19 protein-coding genes are annotated in these 19752 nt (G+C 64.3%); 4 read left to right on the top strand and 15 right to left on the bottom strand.

Translation table 11 applies throughout. The annotated features are described in order from the left end of the window. Position 1: 1 nt before the first annotated feature. The 6 genes from C8J40_RS18955 to C8J40_RS18930 form a co-directional block, all read right to left on the bottom strand. A complete protein-coding gene (locus C8J40_RS18955; protein ID WP_132898342.1) occupies positions 2-1183 on the bottom strand; it encodes a glycosyltransferase family 4 protein in 1182 nt (393 codons plus the stop codon). Between the two features lie 70 nt (positions 1184-1253). Then, positions 1254-2039 (bottom strand): SDR family NAD(P)-dependent oxidoreductase, encoded by a 786-nt coding sequence (locus C8J40_RS18950; protein ID WP_132898341.1) that lies wholly within the window; start codon positions 2037-2039, stop codon positions 1254-1256. 126 nt (positions 2040-2165) lie between these two features. Next, the gene (locus C8J40_RS18945; RefSeq protein ID WP_132898340.1) at positions 2166-3344 is read right to left on the bottom strand and encodes a zinc-dependent alcohol dehydrogenase; all 1179 of its coding nucleotides are present in this window, start codon (positions 3342-3344) and stop codon (positions 2166-2168) included. Beyond that, positions 3344-3922 carry an SRPBCC family protein gene (locus C8J40_RS18940; protein ID WP_132898339.1) on the bottom strand — a complete coding sequence of 193 codons (579 nt, stop codon included), beginning with the start codon at positions 3920-3922 and terminating at the stop codon, positions 3344-3346. Before C8J40_RS18940 ends, C8J40_RS18945 begins: the two co-directional genes overlap by 1 nt. An 88-nt stretch (positions 3923-4010) precedes the next feature. Continuing rightward, entirely contained in the window at positions 4011-4496 is a 486-nt protein-coding gene (locus C8J40_RS18935; RefSeq protein WP_243693504.1) for a DUF4142 domain-containing protein, read from the bottom strand. A 333-nt stretch (positions 4497-4829) separates the two neighbouring features. Continuing rightward, on the bottom strand, positions 4830-5687 hold the full coding sequence (locus tag C8J40_RS18930) for an oxygenase MpaB family protein (protein ID WP_132898338.1): 858 nt from the start codon (positions 5685-5687) through the stop codon (positions 4830-4832). 446 nt (positions 5688-6133) lie between these two features. Between C8J40_RS18930 and C8J40_RS18925 the strand changes: the two genes are divergently transcribed. Then, complete coding sequence (locus C8J40_RS18925) at positions 6134-7321, top strand: glycosyltransferase (protein ID WP_347812488.1); 1188 nt, start codon at positions 6134-6136, stop codon at positions 7319-7321. On the opposite strand, the gene C8J40_RS18920 is transcribed toward C8J40_RS18925, so the two are convergent. Further along, positions 7269-8132 carry a phosphatase PAP2 family protein gene (locus C8J40_RS18920; RefSeq protein WP_207901273.1) on the bottom strand — a complete coding sequence of 288 codons (864 nt, stop codon included), beginning with the start codon at positions 8130-8132 and terminating at the stop codon, positions 7269-7271. The genes C8J40_RS18925 and C8J40_RS18920 overlap by 53 nt on opposite strands. A 303-nt stretch (positions 8133-8435) precedes the next feature. Between C8J40_RS18920 and C8J40_RS18915 the strand changes: the two genes are divergently transcribed. From C8J40_RS18915 to C8J40_RS18905, 3 genes are read left to right on the top strand one after another with little or no spacing between them, the layout of a single operon-like run. Next, positions 8436-8963 (top strand): sterol desaturase family protein, encoded by a 528-nt coding sequence (locus C8J40_RS18915; RefSeq protein WP_132898336.1) that lies wholly within the window; start codon positions 8436-8438, stop codon positions 8961-8963. 50 nt (positions 8964-9013) lie between these two features. Beyond that, entirely contained in the window at positions 9014-9742 is a 729-nt protein-coding gene (locus tag C8J40_RS18910; RefSeq protein WP_243693502.1) for a fatty acid desaturase, read from the top strand. Continuing rightward, positions 9739-10500, top strand: a complete 762-nt coding sequence (locus C8J40_RS18905; RefSeq protein ID WP_132898335.1) for a sterol desaturase family protein — start codon at positions 9739-9741, stop codon at positions 10498-10500. The genes C8J40_RS18910 and C8J40_RS18905 overlap by 4 nt, the downstream gene beginning before the upstream one ends. A gap of 39 nt (positions 10501-10539) precedes the next feature. Here the strand turns inward: C8J40_RS18905 and C8J40_RS18900 are convergent, their stop codons facing one another. The 8 genes from C8J40_RS18900 to C8J40_RS18870 form a co-directional block, all read right to left on the bottom strand. Then, positions 10540-11415 carry an SDR family oxidoreductase gene (locus tag C8J40_RS18900; protein WP_132898334.1) on the bottom strand — a complete coding sequence of 292 codons (876 nt, stop codon included), beginning with the start codon at positions 11413-11415 and terminating at the stop codon, positions 10540-10542. 109 nt (positions 11416-11524) lie between these two features. Then, positions 11525-11662 carry a hypothetical protein gene (locus C8J40_RS20450; RefSeq protein ID WP_165911514.1) on the bottom strand — a complete coding sequence of 46 codons (138 nt, stop codon included), beginning with the start codon at positions 11660-11662 and terminating at the stop codon, positions 11525-11527. A gap of 159 nt (positions 11663-11821) precedes the next feature. Continuing rightward, the gene (locus C8J40_RS18895) at positions 11822-15043 is read right to left on the bottom strand and encodes a CusA/CzcA family heavy metal efflux RND transporter (RefSeq protein WP_132898333.1); all 3222 of its coding nucleotides are present in this window, start codon (positions 15041-15043) and stop codon (positions 11822-11824) included. A 3-nt stretch (positions 15044-15046) separates the two neighbouring features. After that, positions 15047-16207 carry an efflux RND transporter periplasmic adaptor subunit gene (locus C8J40_RS18890; protein WP_132898332.1) on the bottom strand — a complete coding sequence of 387 codons (1161 nt, stop codon included), beginning with the start codon at positions 16205-16207 and terminating at the stop codon, positions 15047-15049. Beyond that, positions 16204-17466, bottom strand: a complete 1263-nt coding sequence (locus C8J40_RS18885; protein WP_132898331.1) for a TolC family protein — start codon at positions 17464-17466, stop codon at positions 16204-16206. Before C8J40_RS18885 ends, C8J40_RS18890 begins: the two co-directional genes overlap by 4 nt. Before the next feature lie 55 nt (positions 17467-17521). Next, positions 17522-17821: a hypothetical protein gene (locus C8J40_RS18880; RefSeq protein ID WP_132898330.1), complete on the bottom strand. Its 300-nt coding sequence runs from the start codon at positions 17819-17821 to the stop codon at positions 17522-17524. Between the two features lie 488 nt (positions 17822-18309). Continuing rightward, complete coding sequence (locus C8J40_RS18875) at positions 18310-18789, bottom strand: cupin domain-containing protein (protein ID WP_243693501.1); 480 nt, start codon at positions 18787-18789, stop codon at positions 18310-18312. A 29-nt stretch (positions 18790-18818) separates the two neighbouring features. Next, positions 18819-19739: an alpha/beta hydrolase gene (locus tag C8J40_RS18870; protein ID WP_132898328.1), complete on the bottom strand. Its 921-nt coding sequence runs from the start codon at positions 19737-19739 to the stop codon at positions 18819-18821. Positions 19740-19752: the final 13 nt, after the last annotated feature.

The raw sequence follows: 19752 nt of genomic DNA, 5'->3' as shown, positions 1-19752 counted from the left end.
CTCAGACCTGACTATGCAAATGTAATTGCTTTGCATCATGTATTTGCTGGATAATCGCACCCAAACGCACAACGCTATGCTGCCAAGTCCAACGTTCCAATACGGCGTCGCGGGGCCGGAATTCGGCGTAGGTTTCACGCATTGTAAGGATCGCATCGGCAAACCCGGTCGTCGAAGCGGTCATGCCGGTCTCGGGCATAATGAACTGCAATCCGCAGCGTAATTCCGCATTGGCGAGTACCGGCAGGCCGGCGAGCATGTATTCGGTGAGGATCGCGGGTGCGCCGTCGTCGATGCCGCAGACCACGCCGAACTTGGCGCGGTTCATCAAGCGATTGACCTCTTCGATAGGCACGCCCGGCGGTCCGACGAACTCGATCGCGAGGTTCTGCTCTTGCGCGCGGTGGCGGAGTGCGTCGGCATTCTCGCCGTATCCGAACACGCAAAGCGCGCGGATGTCGCGCGGAAGCTGCGCGAGCGCATCGAATAGGATGTCGTGGCGCTTGTACGGCTGCGCTGCGGCGACGTAGATCAGGTCGAAATCCTTGGGTGTGCCGAGCGGACGGAACTGGTCGATCGCGGCGAACTCAGGCCCGACCGGCAGGATCGCGGTGCACATGCCGGGGTGGCGTGCCTCGACTTCGTCCGACTGCCACTGCGCGCCGGTAATGACGAGATCGAAATGCTCGCTGACTTCGGGCGGTACGCGCAGCGACGGCGCGTCGATCGAATTGTAGAGGATGATGCTGTTCGCGCAGAGTTCGAGCAGGTCGGGCGCGACGCCCAAGCCAAATACGACGAGGATATGCGGCGCGCCGAATGCCTCGACGAACGCGATCATTTGCGACGATGCGAAGGGCGCGCGCTCGTCGTCGATCCGGAAGGCGCGACGTGCCAGAACCGCGTTGTCCCTGCGGAATGGAGGCTCGTCCGCGCCGCGCCAATGATGCCAGATTTCGGCCTGATCGACGATACCCGCGGCGACCAGCGCTAGCGGTAACCGCTCCAGATACCCGCCCGTCACGTCAGTGGGGACGAGATCGCCGATCCACGGCTGGCTGGCCGAATCGACTGCGTGTGCTGGCAGCACGGCGGGTGACGGGCGGTCGTGTCCGGGATGCCGCCCATCGACCCAGTCGCTGATGACGACGACCGATCGCCGAGCCGTCAACGGTGCCGCCATCTGTAATTTCCCCATCATCGTCGGGGTGCCCAATCCTATCGAGGCTGGGCACCCCGAGCTTTGCCGCCAATCAGTCCTTGGCACTACCGGGCTCGGCCATCTTCCGATGCTGTTCGGCAAGTACCGAACCGGGGACGACGTTGGCGAGCACACCCTGGACCTTCGTCATAAAACCCGAGAAGACCGACGCCTTCCCGCTCATCAGCGCATCCCAGCCGTCCTTGGCGACATCGGCCGGATCCCGCTTGTTCGGATCTGTGCCCACTGACGTGTCGTTCATGTCGGCACGGTCAAAGAATTCGGTATCGACCGGCCCCGGCATCAGCGTCGTCAGCGTGACGCCATCCGCGTCCTTGATCTCGTTGCGCAGTGCCTCGGTGAAGCTGTCGATAAACGCCTTCGAGCCATTGTAGACCGCCTGGAACGCGCCGGGGATGTAGCCTGCGACCGACCCGGTCACGAGCACCTTGCCGTCATTACGCGCGACCATCGCCGGCATCACCTTCTGAAGAAGGTACAGCGTGCCGGTGATGTTTGTATCGATCACGTTGCGCCAGTCGTCGACTGTCTGGTCAAGGAAACCGTGGCCGAGACCGTGTCCGGCGTTGGCGCACAGCACATCGACCTTCCGCCCGTTGGTCGCGGCAAGCAGCGCATCAACGCCCTCGATCGTCGACAGGTCCGCCTCGACCGCGGCGACCTCGGTGCCGAATTGCTTGAAGTCGGCGGCAGCGGACTGGATCAGCGCTTCGTTGGCGACGACCAGGATGTCGTAGCCGTCCTTCGCCGCGAGCGTGGCAAGTTCGAAACCGATGCCCGTCGAGGCCCCGGTGATGATCGCGAATTTATCGGCCATGTCGTGTTCCTTCTTCACCCCTCCCTGGAAGGGAGGGGCAGGGGTGGGTCGGTTCGGGGTGAGGGCTGCGATTTACCTACGAGCCAACCCACCCCCAGCCCCTCCCTTTCAGGGAGGGGAGCAAAGTCAGTTGAAGCCGGGCTTGAGCACGACCTTGGTCACTTCGTTCTGGTTGTTCTTGAACATGTCGTAGCCCTTGGGCGCGTCCTCCAGGTCCATCCGGTGCGAGATCAGGAAGGTCGTGTCGATCTTGCCCTCCATGATCGCGTTGAGCAGTGCGGGCATATAGTGCTGGACGTGCGTCTGGCCTGTCTTGAGCGTCAGTCCCTTCTCCATCAGCGCACCGAGCGGGAACTTGTCGATGAACCCGCCATAGACCGCCGGCATCGATACGCGCCCGCCCTTGCGACAGGCGATGATCGCCTGGCGGATCGAATGCGCGCGGTCGGTGCCGAGGAAGGTCGACGCCTTGATCTGGTCGAGCACGTTGTCAACGAAGAAGCCGTGCGCCTCCAGCCCGACGCTGTCGATCACCGCATCGGGACCGATCCCACCGGTCATCACCATCAGCGCCTCGTAGACCGCGCTTTCCTCGTAGTTGATCGTCTCGGCGCCGAACTTCTTTGCCAGCTCGAGCCGGCGCGGGAAATGGTCGATCGCGATGACGCGCTCGGCGCCCATCAGAAACGCCGACTGCACCGCGAACAGCCCGACCGGACCGCAGCCCCACACCGCGACGGTGTCGCCCGGTTCGATCTGTGCATTCTCCGCCGCCATCCAGCCGGTCGGCAGGATATCGGAGAGGAACAGCACCTTCTCGTCCTCGACGCCGTCGGGAATTACGATCGGGCCGACATCGCTGAATGGCACGCGGACATATTCCGCCTGGCCGCCCGCATAACCGCCGGTCATGTGGCTGTATCCAAACAAACCGGACATCGGCTGGCCGTACAGCTCCTGCGCAATATCCTGGTTGTCGGCGGGGAGGCCGTTGTCGCACGCCGAATATTGATGTTTGCCGCAGTGATAACAGCTGCCGCACGCGATCGTGAACGGGACGACGACCTTCTGCCCCTTCTTGAGCGTCGACCTGGCGCCAACCTCGACGACCTCGCCCATGAATTCGTGGCCGAGAATGTCGCCCGCCTGCATCGTCGGGATGTACCCGTCGTACAGATGCAGGTCGGAGCCGCAGATCGCGGTTGCGGTGACCTTGATGATGCAATCACGCGGATTGACGATTTCGGGATCGTCGACGGTATCGACGCGCACGTCGTGTTTACCGTGCCAGGCCAAAGCGCGCATCAGGCGAGTTCCTCTTCATGCTGCTTGCGGTTCATCGCGGCAGTCGCGATCTCGCCGGTTTCCATCAATTGCTTGAAGCGGCGCAGGTCCCGGCGCGCCTGGATCGCGGGTTCACGCTGAAACATCTTGGCGATCAGCTTGCCGACGATTCCGCCGGGCGGATCATAGGCAATGGTCGCGGTGACGACCGTACCCCGCGCGCCTGCATCACGAAACTCCACCCGGCCGCTGTTCGCGACATCGGCACCAGGCTCGGACGTCCAGGCGATCAATCTGTCCTGTGCCTCTTCGGTCACGACCGCGTCCCATTCGACTGTCTTGCCGGCGGGTGCCTTCACGACCCAGTGCGACCGCGTGTCGCTCAGAATGTCGATCCGTTCGACGTTCTCCATGAACGTCGGCAGATTGGCAAAGTCGCGAAAATAGGTGAACACCTCGGCAACGGGCCGGTTGATAGTGACCGCACGCGCGACGATCGCATCGTCCTTGCGCTCTGAAATAGCAGCCGCCCCGAGAGAATCGCCGCGTTTCCACGTGGTTGGCGGCGCGTCGTCGCTATGTGGGTTGGTATCGTTCATGTCTGATCTCCTGTCGATGCGCGCGGCGCCAGGTCCTGATGCAGCGATGGCCGGCGCGCAGGTGCAATCGCCGGCCATCGCGCGTCGGTCACATCGTGGACAGCTCGGTGATGTGGGTCTGCACGACCGGCGCAATCGAGGCCGCGACCGTCTTGAGCGGCGCCGCCGTTCCGGATTGTGCATAGGTCTGGTGCAGTGTCAGCGCGCGTTGATGCGCAGACTTCTGCTGTTCGACATACAACCGGTCGCGCGCAGTCCCGGTGGCTGCGCGCAAGGCCGCGACGTTCTTCGTGCCCATAACATCGAGCTTGGGCGGCGCAGGGTGCAGGCCAGCGCGCATTGCAGCCGCCTTCACATCCGCGGTCGACTTGGTGTGATCGGTGACCATCATCGATGCGAACGAACGCAGCTTGGCGTTCTTGGTCGAGGTGAGCAGCAAACGGCTGGACTGGATTTCATACTGATCGCCGGCACCCGCTTTCATTACATAGGTCGGCGCGGCCATCGGTGCCTGCGCGACGGCCGCGACGGTGGGCAGTGCGATCATGGCTGCGAGCGTAAGAAGCTTTGTCATGACATTCTCCTGGGGGCTGCGGCGCGTTCAACCCACCGCTACAAACCGAACCGGCACGGATGGGCAATGTTCCAGCGATCCTGGCCATCTCAATCTGGATCAATGAGTTTGCTATCTCGGCCGACATACTGCACGAATATCGTTATCTGGTAGCTCGGTCAGGATTGGGAGGGGCAGGTCGGCCGCCGTAATTCCGCCAGGCCATTGCAATACTTCGATGCGCGGCTCGCGATAATCCGGCTCGCCCAGACCTTGCCCTTCGCCCGCGGGCCAATGACCCCAACCGCACGACCACCATGCGCTTTAGAAGCGTCCACGTCCGGGTATTCGGATTCAAGTCCCGTCGAAGGCCCAGCGCAACGTTTTCGCCATTTGTCGTGCACCGGACCGGACGACCGGTTTCAAAAATATTGGCGAAGCCTTCAGACAATGCATCCGACGTGCCCAGTTCGGGAGAAGGTCCACCGCCGCCTGCGCGACGATCCGTTGCAGCGGTATCGCCAGAGGGTTGCTCGGTGTCTGAGCAAGGACCAACTGCGCCACCTCGCGCGTGCGACCGTCTGCGACCAGCACCGGCTGCATGGTGCGAAGCGCCTGATGTGTGCTTGCACGGTTCCGCGGGAGAGCGTCGGCACCCAGTGCGGCGCCTATGGTGGCAAACTGGGCATAATAAAGATCCTCCTGCGCGGGTATGAGGGGACGATCCCCATAGTGTTGCCAGGCAGCCAGGAAGGACCACGCCTCGGATATGTGGACCCACGCCAGTAAGTTTGGGTCGTCGGCCCGGTAGGACGTACCGTCAGGAAGCGTGCCGCCGATGTGCGCGTGCACCGCGCGGACTCGCGCTATCGCTGCCTCGGCCTCGGTCCGCTCACCATAGGTGGTCGCAGCGATGAACCGGGCAGTGCGCCGCAGCCGGCCAAGCATGTCGGTTCGGAAGTTCGAATGGTCCCAGACGCCTGCCAGAACTGCAGGATGCAGCATCTGAAGCAGCAGCGCGGTGACGCCGCCTACCATCATGCTGACAACATCGCCATGCACGCGCCAGATCATCGAGTCGGTCGGAAACAGCGCATCGTCGCTGCGCGTCACCGGCTCCTCGCCGCGTGCCCGATCATTAAACAGGGTCCGTACCTGCCTTACGATGCTACTCTTGGTCTGGTCTCGGATCGATAGCGGGTTGGCGTTCATGCGGTTACGAACGCCCGAGCCCGTATTTTAGCAACGGCCGATAGTTGATCGGTATGCTCGGGTGATTTACCGCGTATCGCTAACGGAAGCGAAGCTATATCGATCGTTTTGGTGCTTCTGACCGATCCTTAACCAGCTCCGGTCCCGTTACACGCTTGGAAGTCAAGGCGCCGGTCGGCTTCGCTCGCATCAAACCTCCCTTTTAGAATTCGCCGGTCGCGGTCATTGGTGAGGCGGTACTATCTCCGAATTATTGCGCTATCGCTCTTCCCTCGCATGCTGATAGTAACCGATCGAATACGACGGCGACGGAAAGCTCCACGGCATTGACGGTCAAAAGGCGGCATATTGCCATCATCGCGCCGCCAACGGCGGGCCACATCAATCCGCTAGCAGCATTGGGAACGTCGCTTGTTGAAGCGGGGCATAGAGTCACGATAATCCACTTGGCCGAGGTCGCGTCGCTGGTGCCCGATTGCGGTGTTGGGTTTGCGGCGCTCGATCATCCCGCCGACGGCCAGGGCTTGCTGGCGGAGTATTACCGCAAGCTGGCGCAGCCATCGGGGCCTGTCGGACTACCGCGGATGATCCGCGGCACCGCATCGATGACGGAACTGCTTCTGAGGGCTCTCCCGACGGCGCTGTCGAGGCTGGGGGTCGATGCGATCGTCGCCGACTCGGTTGAGCCAGCCGGAGCACTGGTGGCACGACATCTCCGACTGCCGTTCGTAACCGCCGTTACCGGATTGCCCTTGCTCAGGGAGCCGACGGTACCGCCACCCTTTCTCGGGTGGGCGTATCGTGCCGATGCGGTGGGGCGGAATCGCAACAGTGGCGGGTATGCAGTCAGCGACCTGTTGATGCGGCCGATCACGACGATGGTGGCGACGTATGCACGGCGTTGGGGGCTCGATCCCGACCCCCGATATCAATGGTCCGAACGATTGCAGATCGCGCAATGCCCCGGAGGCCTGGACTTTCCGCGCCTGGCCTTGCCGGAGAGCTTTCGATACGGCGGGCCTTGGCGACGAGACGAGCCCGAGGAAAACCTGCCGGACGACGACGGTCGACCGCTCATATTTTGTTCGTTGGGGTCGTTGCAGGGTGCGCGCCGATCGCTGTTCGCGGCGATGACGGCGGCCTGTTCCGCGGTGGGTGCCCGTGCCGTGGTGGCGCATGGCGGCGGGCTGAGCGACCGCGAAGCCCATTCGCTACCGGGAAACCCGTTGGTGAGGGCATTCTGGTCGCAGACCCGCATCCTGCCCCTATGTTCTGCCGCGATCCTGCATGGCGGGTTCAATACGGTGCTGGACGCGCTGGCGGCCGGTGTTCCGATCGTTGCCGTGCCGCTGGCATTCGAACAACCGGCGACGGCGGCGCGTCTGAAGCGGATCGGGGCTGCCCGCGTTGTCTCGGCTGCCGAAGCAGGCAAGGGAGGTCTCGAACCGGCGTTGCGGCTGGTGTTGCGCGATCCGGAATACCGTCGTGCGGCACGGAGATTGGCGACGGATATGGCGGCGGCAGGCGGCGCCGCCGAGGCGGCGGCGATGGTCGACGCGGCGCTCGGCCGTGAGACCGACGTCAGGCCGGCAGGGCTGAGTCCAGCCGATGGAACAACTGCCTTTGCCGCGTGAGGTGGCGGGCTGCAAGGAGGGCAGGCGGTGCGAGGACAAGCCCCATGATGACGTCCACCCCATAGTGACCGCCGAAGACCGGCGTCGCGACGATCGTCAGTATGGCCCATGCCCGGCCCGGCAGGGCAACCCGCGGCATCGCGCCGAATGCCCAGATGAAGATGGCGGCGAGCGTCGCGTGGAAACTGGGAAAGCTGACGATCCCCATGAGCATGGTGAGGTCGAGCACGCGTCGGGATCCGTCGCGAAGCCCGGATATCAGCCCCTGTTCCAGCCAGGCTATCGATGGCCAGAGATGCGCGTAGCGGGATGGGTCGAACAGGTTGCCCATCGCCGGGGTAAGGCCTGAGATCAATATGGTGACGAAACCGGACAGGATCGCCGCGCAGACCATTATCCTCAGCGTGTCGAATTTCCCCATGCCGCTCAACGCGACGATGACGACGATCATCTGCAAGGTGAGGCTGTGATACGCCAATCCGAGTAGCCAGATTACAGGAGGGCATGTGTCCAGCAAGGCGAGCAAAACCGGCCAGTCGAAGCCGATTGCACGGTCGGCGGCGGCCAGCCGCGCGTCCCACAATTGTCCGGCATTCGCCGCCAACGCATACGCCAGCACGACGCCGAGCAGCGTGAATAGCGTCATCTGAAGAAACGCGGTCGCGCCGGCTGCGAGCCGGGGTCGCGCGGTGTACCTGCCGATCGCCAGCGCGCTGGCGAGCGCCAACAATGATGCGATCGCGGGGGTCGCGCGGATCGGATCCACCGAGAAGCGGTGATGATATTGGGCCGCGAGAAAACTCCCTAGCATGGCTGCGATCAACAGCCAGGAGGGAGTGTCGCGGTGGTCGGCGCGTAAGACTCGGGCGATCATCGCGGTCGAACGCGGCTCGTCACCCTCGGGTGCCAGGGTGATGGCATTTTACCGGGACGTCTCGTCGCGAAGGCCCATGACAGCGTTCTGCAAACGGCAACGACAAAAGGCCGGCCGCAGCCGTCACCGACCCGAGATTTTGTGGCGGCGCGCCCTCGCATCGAACGCCGGTAACCGTTATGTAGGCATCATGTTGAATTCGTTGCACCCGGCCATCGTCATTTCGTGCGATCGAGCACAGTGACTTGGTTCGAGAAACTCGCGATCGTCGTCTTCATGGTGTTGTTCATGGAGTGCTTCGCGTGGGCGGCGCATCGCTACGTCATGCACGGCTGGGGCTGGGGCTGGCACAAGTCGCATCACGAAGATCATGACGGTTGGTTCGAAAAGAACGACCTTTACGCAATCGTGTTCGCAATCGTGCCGATCGTGTTGTTCGTCGTCGGGCTCTGGTGGGAACCGCTGTGGTGGGCAGCGCTTGGCATCACGGTGTACGGCGGCATCTATGCCTTCGTGCACGACATGCTTGTGCATCAGCGCGGCGGCTTTCGCTGGGTACCCAAGCAGGGGTATTTCAAGCGCCTGCTGCAAGCGCACCGCCTGCACCACGCGGTCGAGGGCAAGGACGGTACCGTCAGCCACGGCTTCCTGTTCGCGCGCAAGCCGTCGGTGTTGAAGGCGCAATTGCGCGCGAACGCCGATCCGCAGCGGCGTGCGGTACGTCCCGACAGAGCCGGAAACCTCGTCTCGGCAGACGCGAAGAAGTGAGCGGGACGGTTCGCCAAGCGGAGGCCCTGAGGCACCAGACGCGTGTCGGCGTGACGCTGTCCGCCGCGATCGTCGTGGCGTGGCTGGCGATCCACGTAACCGGCATCTTCTTCTGGCGGTGGAGCCCGGATACGATTCCGTTGGCCATCATCATGGTCGCTGTCCAGACTTGGCTGAGCACCGGACTGTTCATCGTTGCGCATGATTCAATGCACGGTGCGCTGGCACCCGATCGGCCGCGCCTGAACCGCGCGATCGGTGCGACCTGCCTGTCGCTCTATGCCTGCCTGTCCTATGCATCGCTGTTGCCGCAGCATCATCTGCATCACAAGGAAACGGGAAGGGCGGGGGATCCCGATTTTCACGGGGGAGACCCAAGTCTCGGCGGCTGGTTCCTCCAGTTCTTCAAGACCTATTATTCCCACGGCCAAATCATCCGGATCACCGTGGTGGCGCTGATCTATACGCTGCTGCTCGGGGCACCGCTCGGCAACATCGTCATCTTCTGGGCTCTGCCGGCCCTGGGTGCGGTGGCACAGTTGTTCGTCTTTGGGACGTGGTTGCCACACCGGGAACGCGAGACTCCCTTTGCCGATTCGCACCGCGCGCACAGCATCGATGTGGGCCCGGTCCTGTCGCTGCTGACCTGCTTCCACTTCGGCGGGTATCATCACGAGCATCATCTCTCGCCGGGAACGCCGTGGTGGGGGCTTCCGTCGCGTCGCCGCGCTCTTGCCGGGCGAGCCGCCGATCGCAGAGTCGTCGAGGATCAAGCATGACGCTCGCCATCATTCTCTCCGCCGTCGCGATGACCGTCATCGTCGGCGTTCGCTACCTCCTCGTATCGGGCGCGTTCGCGTGGATCACGGTCCGCAAGCATCCGGGGCTGTACCTCGGGCTGGACCCGCAGGTCCGTCGCGAAATCATCTGGAGCCTGGCGTCCGCAGCGCTTTACGGTATCCCGGCCGGCGTGGTCGCGTGGGGATGGCAGCATCACGGCTGGACGCAGGTGTACTCCGACATCCATGCTTATCCGCTCTGGTACCTGCCGGTTTCGGTTTTCCTGTATCTGCTGCTGCACGATGCTTGGTTCTATTGGACGCACCGTTGGATGCATCGTCCCAAACCTTTCAAGCTGGCGCACGCACTGCATCATGCCAGCCGTCCGCCGACGGCCTGGGCTGCGATGGCGTTTCACCCGATCGAGGCGTTGAGCGGCGCGGTGGTCATTCCGTTGCTGGTGTTCTTCGTTCCGATCCATATCGCCGGCCTCGGTATCGTGCTCACGATCATGACGGTCATGGGGGTCACGAACCACATGGGATGGGAGATCTTCCCGCGTTTCATGTGGTCGGGACCGCTGGGAGGATGGCTGATCACGGCCAGCCATCATCAGCGGCATCACGAACTCTATGGCTGCAACTACGGCCTGTATTTCCGCCATTGGGACAGGCTGTGCCACACCGACCGCGGTGTCGGCGATTTCACGAAAGAGCATGCGCGCGCGGCGCGTCGCGTCGAAGTGGCGAACTCCTAGCCGTATCGATGGACGGGCGCCGGGGCGCCCGTCCGTTAGTCAGTTGATCGGCACGCCACCGGTGACCGCAATCACCGCGCCGGTCATGTAGCTTCCCTCCGACGACGCCAGCAGGACATAGGCCGGCGCGAGTTCGGCGGGCTGACCCGCGCGTCCCAAAGGCGTATCCTGTCCAAGCTTCTCCAGTTCCTCCGGCGATTTCGCGATCGGCTGGATCGGCGTCCAGATCGGGCCTGGCGCCACCGCATTGACCCGGATGCCCTTGCCGACGAGCAGGTTGGACAGCCCGACGGTTAGGCTGGATATCGCACCCTTGGTGGCGGCGTAGACGATCATGCTCTTGGTTGCGACCTTGGCCTGCTCGCTGGTGGTGTTCACGATCGCCGACCCCGGCTTCATGTGCGGCGCCGCAGCCTTGGCGAGACGGATCATCGCGAACACATTGGCGGAAAACGCGCCCTGCATCTCGTCATCGTCGATGCTGTCCAGATCCTCGTTCATCGTCTGGGCGGCGGCGTTGTTGACCAGTATATCGATCCCGCCAAGGTCACTGACGGTGCGCTCCACCAGCGTGACGCAGTGATCGCGGTCGCGAATGTCGCCCGGCAGCAATACGCATCGCCGTCTTGCCTTTTCGACCCAGGCGCGTGTATCTTCGGCATCCTCTTGCTCGACGGCGAGGTACGAGATTGCGATGTCCGCGCCTTCACGCGCGTAAGCGATGGCGATGGCCTTGCCGATGCCGGAATCACCACCGGTGATCAGCGCGACCTTCCCTCGCAGCAAGCCCTTGCCGACATAGCTTTCTTCGCCGTGGTCGGGTTTGGTCGTCATGTTGGCGACAAGCCCGGGGCGCGGCTGCTGCGGTTCGCCGGGAAAGCTGGTCGGGTGGCTGGTGCGCGGATCATCGGTCATGGAAAGCGTCCTGCTATTCGGGTCGCTGGAGGAACGGTCATCCGATCGTTAAGTGCCGCCGCCATAAAAGTCCGTTGACGATGACGATCCATCGTCGAGGCCGATGCAATCAGCGGATCTCGGCACGGCGAGTGGGGGCGTGAAGATCCGCAGTCTTGTCGGCAATCCAGCGCAGGAAGCGACTGAGATCCGGATGTGCTTTCAAGACATCGAAATCCGCAAACGTCGTCGCAAGGTCCTGATTCAAATCGGCATATCCCTAAACTCTTGGCTCTGAAAAAAATATGATGTGACTAGGGCTTGAAGAGCTGATTTCGGCTTTGCAGCAAAGATGAACAAATGGCCGAAGTTGGGGGAACGGAAAACGGGTTGTGAATGTCCGAGCATGGGTCGTCGTGGTCTTCGCTTAACTAGGTTGTCCCCGATCGCGCACGTCGCCGAAGATCATATTCTCCGAGCCCCTCCATCCGCCGAACCGAGCGTAGAGTGTCGGCAGGACGAAGAGCGTCAGCAGCGTCGCCGAGATCAGGCCGCCGATGACGACGGTCGCCAGCGGCTTCTGCACCTCGGCGCCGGCGCCGTGACCGAGCGCCATCGGCACGAAGCCTAGGCTGGCGACGAACGCGGTCATCGCGACGGGGCGCAATCGGGCGAGCGCGCCGTCGTGCGCGGCCCGGACCCGGTCCATGCCGCGGGCCATCAGGTCGTGGATCGACGACACCATGACCAGACCGTTGAGCACGGCGATCCCCGACAGCGCGATGAAGCCGACCGCGGCCGACACCGAGAACGGCATGCCGCGCAGCACGAGCGCGAGCACGCCGCCAACCAGCGCGAGCGGTACGCCTGTAAAGACAATCACCGCATCGCGGACCGAGCCGAGCGCGCCGTACAGCAGCAGCATGATGACCGCGAAGCAGACCGGCACGACGAGGAGCAGCCGATCGCGTGCGGACGCGAGGTTCTCGAACTGCCCGCCCCATTCGACATAGGTTCCCGGCGGCATCTTCACCTGCGCATCGATCGCGGTGCGCGCATCGGCGACGACGCTGGCGACGTCGCGGTCGCGCACGTTGGCCTGGACGACCACGCGGCGCTTGCCGTTCTCGCGGCTGATCTGGTTGGGGCCGTCGACGACCGCAATGTCGGCGACCGTCGATAGCGGCACGAAACCGCCGGCGGACGTCGGCACGGGCACCTGCGCCACTTGGGTCAGGTCGGAGCGCGACGGTTCGGACAGGCGGATCACGACGGGGAAGCGGCGGTCGCCCTCGAAGATCAGGCCAGCCTCGCGCCCGCCAATCGCGGCGGCCACCGTATCCTGCACATCGCCCGCGGTCACGCCGATCCGCGACATCGCCATCCGGTTCGGACGGATGTCGAGCATCGGCAGCCCCTCGGTCTGCTCGACGCGGACGTCGACGGCGCCCTCAGTCTTGCGCAGGATCTTGGCGATGCGGTCGGCGGCGGCGTTCATGCCGCCGAAGTCGTCGCCGAAGATCTTGACCGCGATGTCGCCGCGCACGCCGGCGATCAGCTCGTTGAAGCGCATCTGGATCGGCTGGGTGATCTCGTACGCATTGCCGGGCAACGTCGAGAGCCGCTTTTCGATCCGTCCGACCAGCGCTTCCTTGGCTAGGCTCGGGTTGGGCCATTCGGCCCTGGGCTTCAGGATGACGAAGGTGTCGGTGGCGTTCGGCGGCATCGGATCGCTCGCGATCTCGGACGTGCCGGTGCGCGAGAAGGCGAAGCGGACCTCGGGCTGGCGTGCGAGCATCTTCTCGACCTGGAACTGCATCGCCTGGCTCTGGTCGACCGAGGTACCGGGGATGCGCACCGCCTGGACGAGGATGTTGCCCTCGTCGAGCTGCGGCAGGAACTCCTGGCCGAGCGTGGTGAAGGCGACACCCGCGATCGCGAGCGCGCCGACCGCGATCCCGAGCGTCATGCTCGGTCGGCCCATCGCCTTGCCAAGCCCTGGCTCGTAGCGGCGACGCAGCCAGCCGATGATGCGGCTTTCCTTCTCGTCGACCGGCCTGCTCAATCCTATCGCGATGGCCGCGGGGACGAACGTCATCGACAGAACGAAGGCGAAGACGAGCGCGATGATGACGGTCAGCGCCATCGGTTCGAACATTTTGCCCTCGACACCCGTGAACGTCAGCAGCGGCGCGTAGACGAGGATGATGATCGCCTGGCCGTAGACCGATGGTCGGATCATCTCGCGCGCCGATGCGGCGACCAGTTCCAGCCTGTCCCGAAGCGGCAGCGGTCCGTCCCTGCCATGCTGCGCCTCGCCCAGACGACGCAGCGCGTTCTCGACGATGATGACGGCCCCGTCGACGATGAGCCCGAAGTCGAGCGCACCCAGACTCATCAGGTTGGCTGACACGCCTGCCTTCAGCATGCCGATGCTGGTCAGCAGCATCGTGACCGGGATCACCAGCGCCGCGATCAGCGCCGCGCGGAAATTGCCGAGCAGCACGAACAGGACGACGATGACCAGCACGGCCCCTTCGGCGAGGTTGCGGGCGACGGTCGCGATGGTCGAATTGACCAATTCGGTGCGGTTGAGCACCGGCTTCACCACGACGTCGACGGGCAGGGCGCGGCCGATCTCCTCCAGCCGCATGCCCACGCCCGTCGACACGGTGCGGCTGTTCTCGCCGATCCGCATGACCGCGGTGCCGACGACGACCTCGTGGCCGTTTTCCGATGCCGACCCCATGCGCAGCGCCTGGCCGGTACGGACTTGCGCGATCTGGCTGAGCAGGATCGGCACGCTTTCGCGCGTCGCGACGACGGTGCGCGCGAGTTCGTCGGCGTTGCGAACGCGGCCATCGGCACGAACCGCGAGACCTTCGCCGTTGCGATCGACGATGCCCGCGCCGGCGCTCGTGTTGTTGCGCTCGAGCGCGGCGGCGAGGTCGTTCAGCGTGATCTTCATCGCCGCCATCCGCTGGATGTCGGGGACGACGAGATATTGCTTGGTGTAGCCGCCGAGGCTGTCGACGCCGGCTAGACCCGCACTGCTCTTCAGCTGCGGCGTGACGATCCAGTCCTGTACGGTGCGCAGATAGGTCGCCTTGTCGGGTTCGCTGACGAGATGGTCGCCCTCGGGCGTGATGTAGCTGCCGTCCTTCTGCAGGCCGGGCTCGCCGTTCCGGTGGTTGACCTGATCGAGCTCGCGATATTCCACCGTCCACATGAAGATGTCGCCCAAGCCGGTGGCGATGGGACCCATCTCGGGTTTCACGCCTTCCGGCAGATCGCTTTCGGCGGTCCGCAATCGTTCCGCCACCTGCGATCGCGCGAAGTAGATGTCGGTCTTCTCGTCGAAGACGGCGGTAACCTGCGCGAACCCGTTGCGGCTGAGCGAGCGGCTGTATTCGAGACCGGGGATGCCGGCGAGCGCAGTCTCGACCGTGAAGGCGACCTGCTTCTCGATCTGGTCGGGTGAGAGTGCGGGCGCGACGACGTTGATCTGGACCTGGTTGTTGGTGATGTCGGGGACGGCGTCGATCGGCAGTCGCTGGATGGCGAAAACGCCAGCGAGCGCGGCGGCAAGCGTCAGCAGCAGGACGAGCCAGCGCTTCTCGACGGCGAGCGTTACGATGCGGGAAAGCATGGCTTAATTCTCGTCCTTCGCCGCGCCCTTGCCGAGTTCGGCCTTGAGCGTGAACGAATTGGTGGAGGCGATGCGCTCCTCGCCGGTCAGGCCGGCGGTAACGGTGACCGCACCGCCATTCGTGCGGCCGAGCGTGACCGGCGTGGCGCGGAAGCCGGACGCCGTGCGGACGAACACGTGTGGCTTGTCGCCGATCATCTGCACGGCAGCGGAGGGCACGGCGACGCTGCGATCGCCGCTTGCGGGCAGCAGGACCGAGACGCCGACGTTCTCGCCGACACGCCATGTGCCGCCCGCATTGTCGATCGTGGCGATCACGGGGACCAGACGCGTGGTCTCGTCGAGGATCGGCGATACGAAGGTGACGCGGCCGTCCTGACGGCGGCCGGCGGATGTCACCTCGACGCGCGCGCCGGGCTTCACGCGTCCGGCGTCAGCGGGGACGAGCGACATAGTGACCGATACCTTGGCGAGGTTGGCGACGCGGAAAAGCTCGACGTCGGCGGCGACCTGCTGGCCGAGCGTGGCGGAGCGGGCGATCACCTGCCCGGTTATGGGCGAGCGCACCGCGATGCGATTGAGCGCTCCACCGCCGCCGCCGCCGCCGCCGGTGGCCGACAGCTGCTGCCGCGCGAGACGCAACGCGATGCTGGCTTCGGTCGCGGCGGTTCGGGCGGCGACGAGATCCTGCTCGGGCGACACGCGTTCGGCGAACAGGCGCTGTTCGCGACGGAGGTTCGACTCGGCGAGTGCGGACCGCGCTCCGGCCGCCTCTACCTCGGCGTTGAGTGACGCTGCCTCGCGGCTTTCGATGATCGCCAGCGTCTGGCCGTGGCCGATCGACTGACCGAGATTTCTGGTGAGCGAAACCAGCCTGCCGCCGATCGGGGCGGAGATGACCTGGACGCCCTGCGGATCGCCCTCGATCGTCGCCGGAAGCTCGATCGCGCCGGCGACGCCGCCCACCGTCGGACGGGTCACCTCGATGCCGGCGTCCGCGATTTGCTGGACCGAAAGAGTGGCGACGCCGGGATCGCCCGCGCCCGTGTCTTTTTCGGCCCCCGTTTCGGCGCTGGCATTGGTCGCCTGCTCGGGCGAGCGTTCGCAGCCGACAACTGCTAAGGCAATGGCGACGGACGCGATGGCCCGCATGGTGATGGTCATCGATCGGTGTCCTTGGGGGAGGGTGCGTCGGCGGTGAGCCGCTCGAGACGCGCCTGTGCATCATGATAGGCGGTCAGCGCATCGATCGCGGCCGTCCGGGTGTCGAGAAGTGTCCGTTCGGCGTCGAGCAGATCGAGCTGGCCGAACTTGCCCTCGCGGTAGCCGATGCGCGCGATCCGCGCGGCCTCCTGCGCCGCGGCGAGGGCAGGGCCGGCAGCGTTGCGCGCCGTCGTCGCGGCGTTCGCCGCATCGACCAGCGCGTCGGCGATGCCCTGTTCGGCGTCGAGCAGGGCCACGCGGCGCAGCGCCGCCGATTGGTCACGCTGGGCGTCCGCCACGGCGACCGCGGAACGGCCGCCGTTGAAGACGGCGAGCGGGATCGAGACGCCGAACACCGCCGCGACGTCGTTGGTCTGCTCAAGCCTGCGCGCGCTTGCACTGAGCGTGAGATCCGGCACCCGCTGGCTCCGTGCGAGGCGGACCTGCGCCGCGGCGGTATTGAGATCGGCGCGGGCGGCGGCGGCGGTCAGCGTGCCCGCAGTGCCGGCAGCAGGCGACTGGCGGATAGCATCCAACTGCTGGAACCAGGCCACGTCGAGCGTTCCGACGGGTATGCCGAGAAGCCGGGCAAGGTTTGCCGATGCGACCGCAGCCGAACGTTCCGCGCGCTCCACAGCGCCATCGGCGGCTACGTGCGCAACGTCGGCCCGCTGCTCCTCGAGCGGCGACGCCCGACCGGTGCGCACCCGCACGCTGGCGGCGCGCAGGACCTCGCTAGCGATGCCCAGCTGTTCGCGGGCGACCCCGATGCGGCGCTGCGCCGCGACCGCGACGATATAGGTCTGCGTGACGCGCAGGCGCAGGTCGGCGCGTGCAATGTCGGCCTGGAGACTGGCGCGACCGATCTGCGCTTCGGCGAGCGCGATCCGGGCGCCGCGCTTGCCCCCGCGTTCGAGCGGCAGGGCGACGCCGACGGTCGTCTCGGACGAGCGCAGCCCCCGATAGATACCGGTGCCGGCGACGTTCTCGGCCTCGGCAATGATCGACGGGTTCGGACGCAGCGCAGCGACGCGACGCTGCGCCTCGGCCGCACGGACCCCGGCGGATGCCGCGTCCTGGAAGGGCGAGGATGCGCCGGAACGGGCCAGCGCCTCGGCGAGCGTGAGGACCGGTTCCGCCGAGACCGGCGGACGGGTCTGGGCCTGCAGCGACGATGCGCAGACCCCTGCGACCATGATGGCCGCGATGATGCGATGCATTGGGATGCTCCTGACGACGGGGACACGGGGGCGCACGGCGCACCCGATCGACGCGTCAGGCCTGCGGCGGTCTCAAAGCGGTGTCGGCATCGCGCCCGACGAGCGTGGCGTCGTTGAAGGACGCGAGCTTGCCGCTGGCCGGGCCGCTCGTACAGGAAAGCGTGTCTGCGTCAGGCGCGCTCATATGGTGGGCATGGCAGCTGCCATGATGGTGCGGATACCCTTTGTCGGTATCGGCAGCGACCTGATCGCCGTCGCCATCGACGTGCGACGCGGCTTCGTACTGACTAGTCTCGATGCACGCGCCGATCTCTGCCGCATGCGCCACCCCGACCCAGGCGGTCAGGACGAGCATCAGACAGGCAAGGAAGGGTAAGAGCCTACGCATAGAACCGTGCGGTAGCAGAGAAAGATATTGCTGTAACTGGGCAAGGGGACTCGATCCAGTCACGTCGGGTTTGAGAATGAACGAGTGACTGGAGTTGGGGAGCAGAGAGGAGTCTCCCAGCGTCCGATCAGACCGGAACTGGGAGCCGAGAAAGTATCCGTGAGTGTCAGCTTCTGGGTTTGCTGGAAGCTGTAGGGCAGGGCGCCTTCGCCCACAATCGGACGTTGGGGATGGCGATCCGGGCTCCCAAGACTGGCCATTCGTTAAGCGCGATCTTTCCAGTTTCTCCGTCTCCGAAAGGCCATTTCGGGAAAGAGCAATCGGGAACAGATTTTGGGAAACGGGGTGCCTTGGACGGCTCTCGCCGTGATCGCTACGGCGACTGTCTCGCTATCGGAAAGCTTGGCTGGCATTGACGCTGTCCGCAATGAGACGCGTCAGGCGCGGTGTTAGTTTCAATTGGCGATAGGGCGGCCAGCGGCCGAAGTTCTTGGATCGGACGCCACCTCGATATACTGTGTGTCGGTCGGACCAATCCCGCTGATATAAATGACGGCTGGCTCATTGCGGGTCAGCGCAAAATGCGGTGCGCCCGCCGGTTCGGTATAGAAGCTACCAGAGCCGAGAGGCTTGACGGCCGCTTCTTCGGCCTTGATGCCATACCCGAAATACCAAGTTCCCGAGACGACTACGGCAGATCGCTGATCGCGGTGGAAGTGTGCAGCGATCCGCGTGTTGGCAGGAACACGCAGCGCGATCGTATAGGGGCCGGTAACGGCCGGGTCGCCGTACAGGGTGGTCGTCTGTATACCGGTGACGCCCGACGTACCTACGCCAGCGCCGCCTTTTGCCATCGCCGCGATTTCCAGTGGCGTCAGGCGGATTTCGCTGACCTGTGGTGCAGCGAATGCGGAAGAGGTCGCTGTCAGTGCCAAGCTTAGGCCGAGCATAGGCTTCCGGGCGCTCACTTGCCTTGCTCAAGGAAAGCGCGGACGATCAAGCTGGTCGCCTTGGGGTTTTCTTCCATGATCCAATGCCCTGACCCTGGAATGATCCCCTCCTGAACATTGCTTGCGGCGAAGCGCATCACCGTTGCCATCATCGGCCCGAACGATTTTTCGCCACCAATAGCCAGTACCGGCATGTCCAGCTTGCCCTTGACGGCAATGAACGCCTTGTTGTCGATTGCGTCCTGATCAAACGCAGCAAACTGCATGAAGCCTGAGTGCATCGCACCCGGCATGGCGTACAGCTTTGCATAATGGTCACGCGACTCTTCCGTGAAAGCCGCAGGGGTTGCCGAGAATTCGTTCCAGAATCGATCCAGATAGATGCGCTCGCGTCCTGCTACCAACCGCTCCATATCCGGTCCACCGAAGCGGAAATGCCAGAGCAAAGGGTTTTTGAGAACCTCCTCCCAAGGGCCGACGCCGGGAAGCGGCGCGTCTATCAGTACGAATCTTGTCACGCGCTGGGGGTGCTGAACGGCGAACGCGTAGCCGACCATATTTCCGATATCGTGGGTGACAAGATCGGCCTTCGGGACCTTCAAAGCGTCCATCACCCCTGCAACGTCGCCTGCCTGCGTCTTCTTGTCGAAGCCACCGGCGGGCTTTGACGAAAGGCCAAGACCGCGAAGATCTGGAACAATGACGGTGTGATCGCGTGCGAGCTCTGCAGCCATGGGGGCCCACATGTCACCAGTTTCACCGTAACCATGAAGCAATACGATGGCGGGTCCCTTACCGCCTACGCGCACGTGGATCGTGGCGCCATTTGTTGCGATTTCCTCGGTTCGGAAGGCCGACGGGAACCGCGTAACCTGCGCCAACACTGGAAAGCTAAGCATGAAGACAGTCAACGTGGCGACGATGAATCGAACCATGGCTTATCTCCAA

Source organism: Sphingomonas sp. PP-CC-3A-396 (genome assembly GCF_004343105.1).
GTDB lineage: Bacteria > Pseudomonadota > Alphaproteobacteria > Sphingomonadales > Sphingomonadaceae > Sphingomonas.
Note: the sequence above shows the minus strand (reverse complement) of the source record. Positions and strands in the feature narration are given on the sequence as shown.

Bases quoted from the DNA above. Each gene is read 5' to 3' on its own strand.
- C8J40_RS18880 (WP_132898330.1), bottom strand. From the start codon at position 17,821: ATGCTCGTCCTGACCGCCTGGGTCGGGGTGGCGCATGCGGCAGAGATC.
- C8J40_RS18905 (WP_132898335.1), top strand. From the start codon at position 9,739: ATGACGCTCGCCATCATTCTCTCCGCCGTCGCGATGACCGTCATCGTC.
- C8J40_RS18885 (WP_132898331.1), bottom strand. From the start codon at position 17,466: ATGCATCGCATCATCGCGGCCATCATGGTCGCAGGGGTCTGCGCATCG.
- C8J40_RS18945 (WP_132898340.1), bottom strand. From the start codon at position 3,344: ATGCGCGCTTTGGCCTGGCACGGTAAACACGACGTGCGCGTCGATACC.
- C8J40_RS18935 (WP_243693504.1), bottom strand. From the start codon at position 4,496: ATGACAAAGCTTCTTACGCTCGCAGCCATGATCGCACTGCCCACCGTC.
- C8J40_RS18870 (WP_132898328.1), bottom strand. From the start codon at position 19,739: ATGGTTCGATTCATCGTCGCCACGTTGACTGTCTTCATGCTTAGCTTT.
- C8J40_RS18920 (WP_207901273.1), bottom strand. From the start codon at position 8,132: ATGCTAGGGAGTTTTCTCGCGGCCCAATATCATCACCGCTTCTCGGTG.
- C8J40_RS18940 (WP_132898339.1), bottom strand. From the start codon at position 3,922: ATGAACGATACCAACCCACATAGCGACGACGCGCCGCCAACCACGTGG.
- C8J40_RS18950 (WP_132898341.1), bottom strand. From the start codon at position 2,039: ATGGCCGATAAATTCGCGATCATCACCGGGGCCTCGACGGGCATCGGT.
- C8J40_RS18930 (WP_132898338.1), bottom strand. From the start codon at position 5,687: ATGAACGCCAACCCGCTATCGATCCGAGACCAGACCAAGAGTAGCATC.
- C8J40_RS18895 (WP_132898333.1), bottom strand. From the start codon at position 15,043: ATGCTTTCCCGCATCGTAACGCTCGCCGTCGAGAAGCGCTGGCTCGTC.
- C8J40_RS18890 (WP_132898332.1), bottom strand. From the start codon at position 16,207: ATGACCATCACCATGCGGGCCATCGCGTCCGTCGCCATTGCCTTAGCA.
- C8J40_RS18955 (WP_132898342.1), bottom strand. From the start codon at position 1,183: ATGGCGGCACCGTTGACGGCTCGGCGATCGGTCGTCGTCATCAGCGAC.
- C8J40_RS18900 (WP_132898334.1), bottom strand. From the start codon at position 11,415: ATGACCGATGATCCGCGCACCAGCCACCCGACCAGCTTTCCCGGCGAA.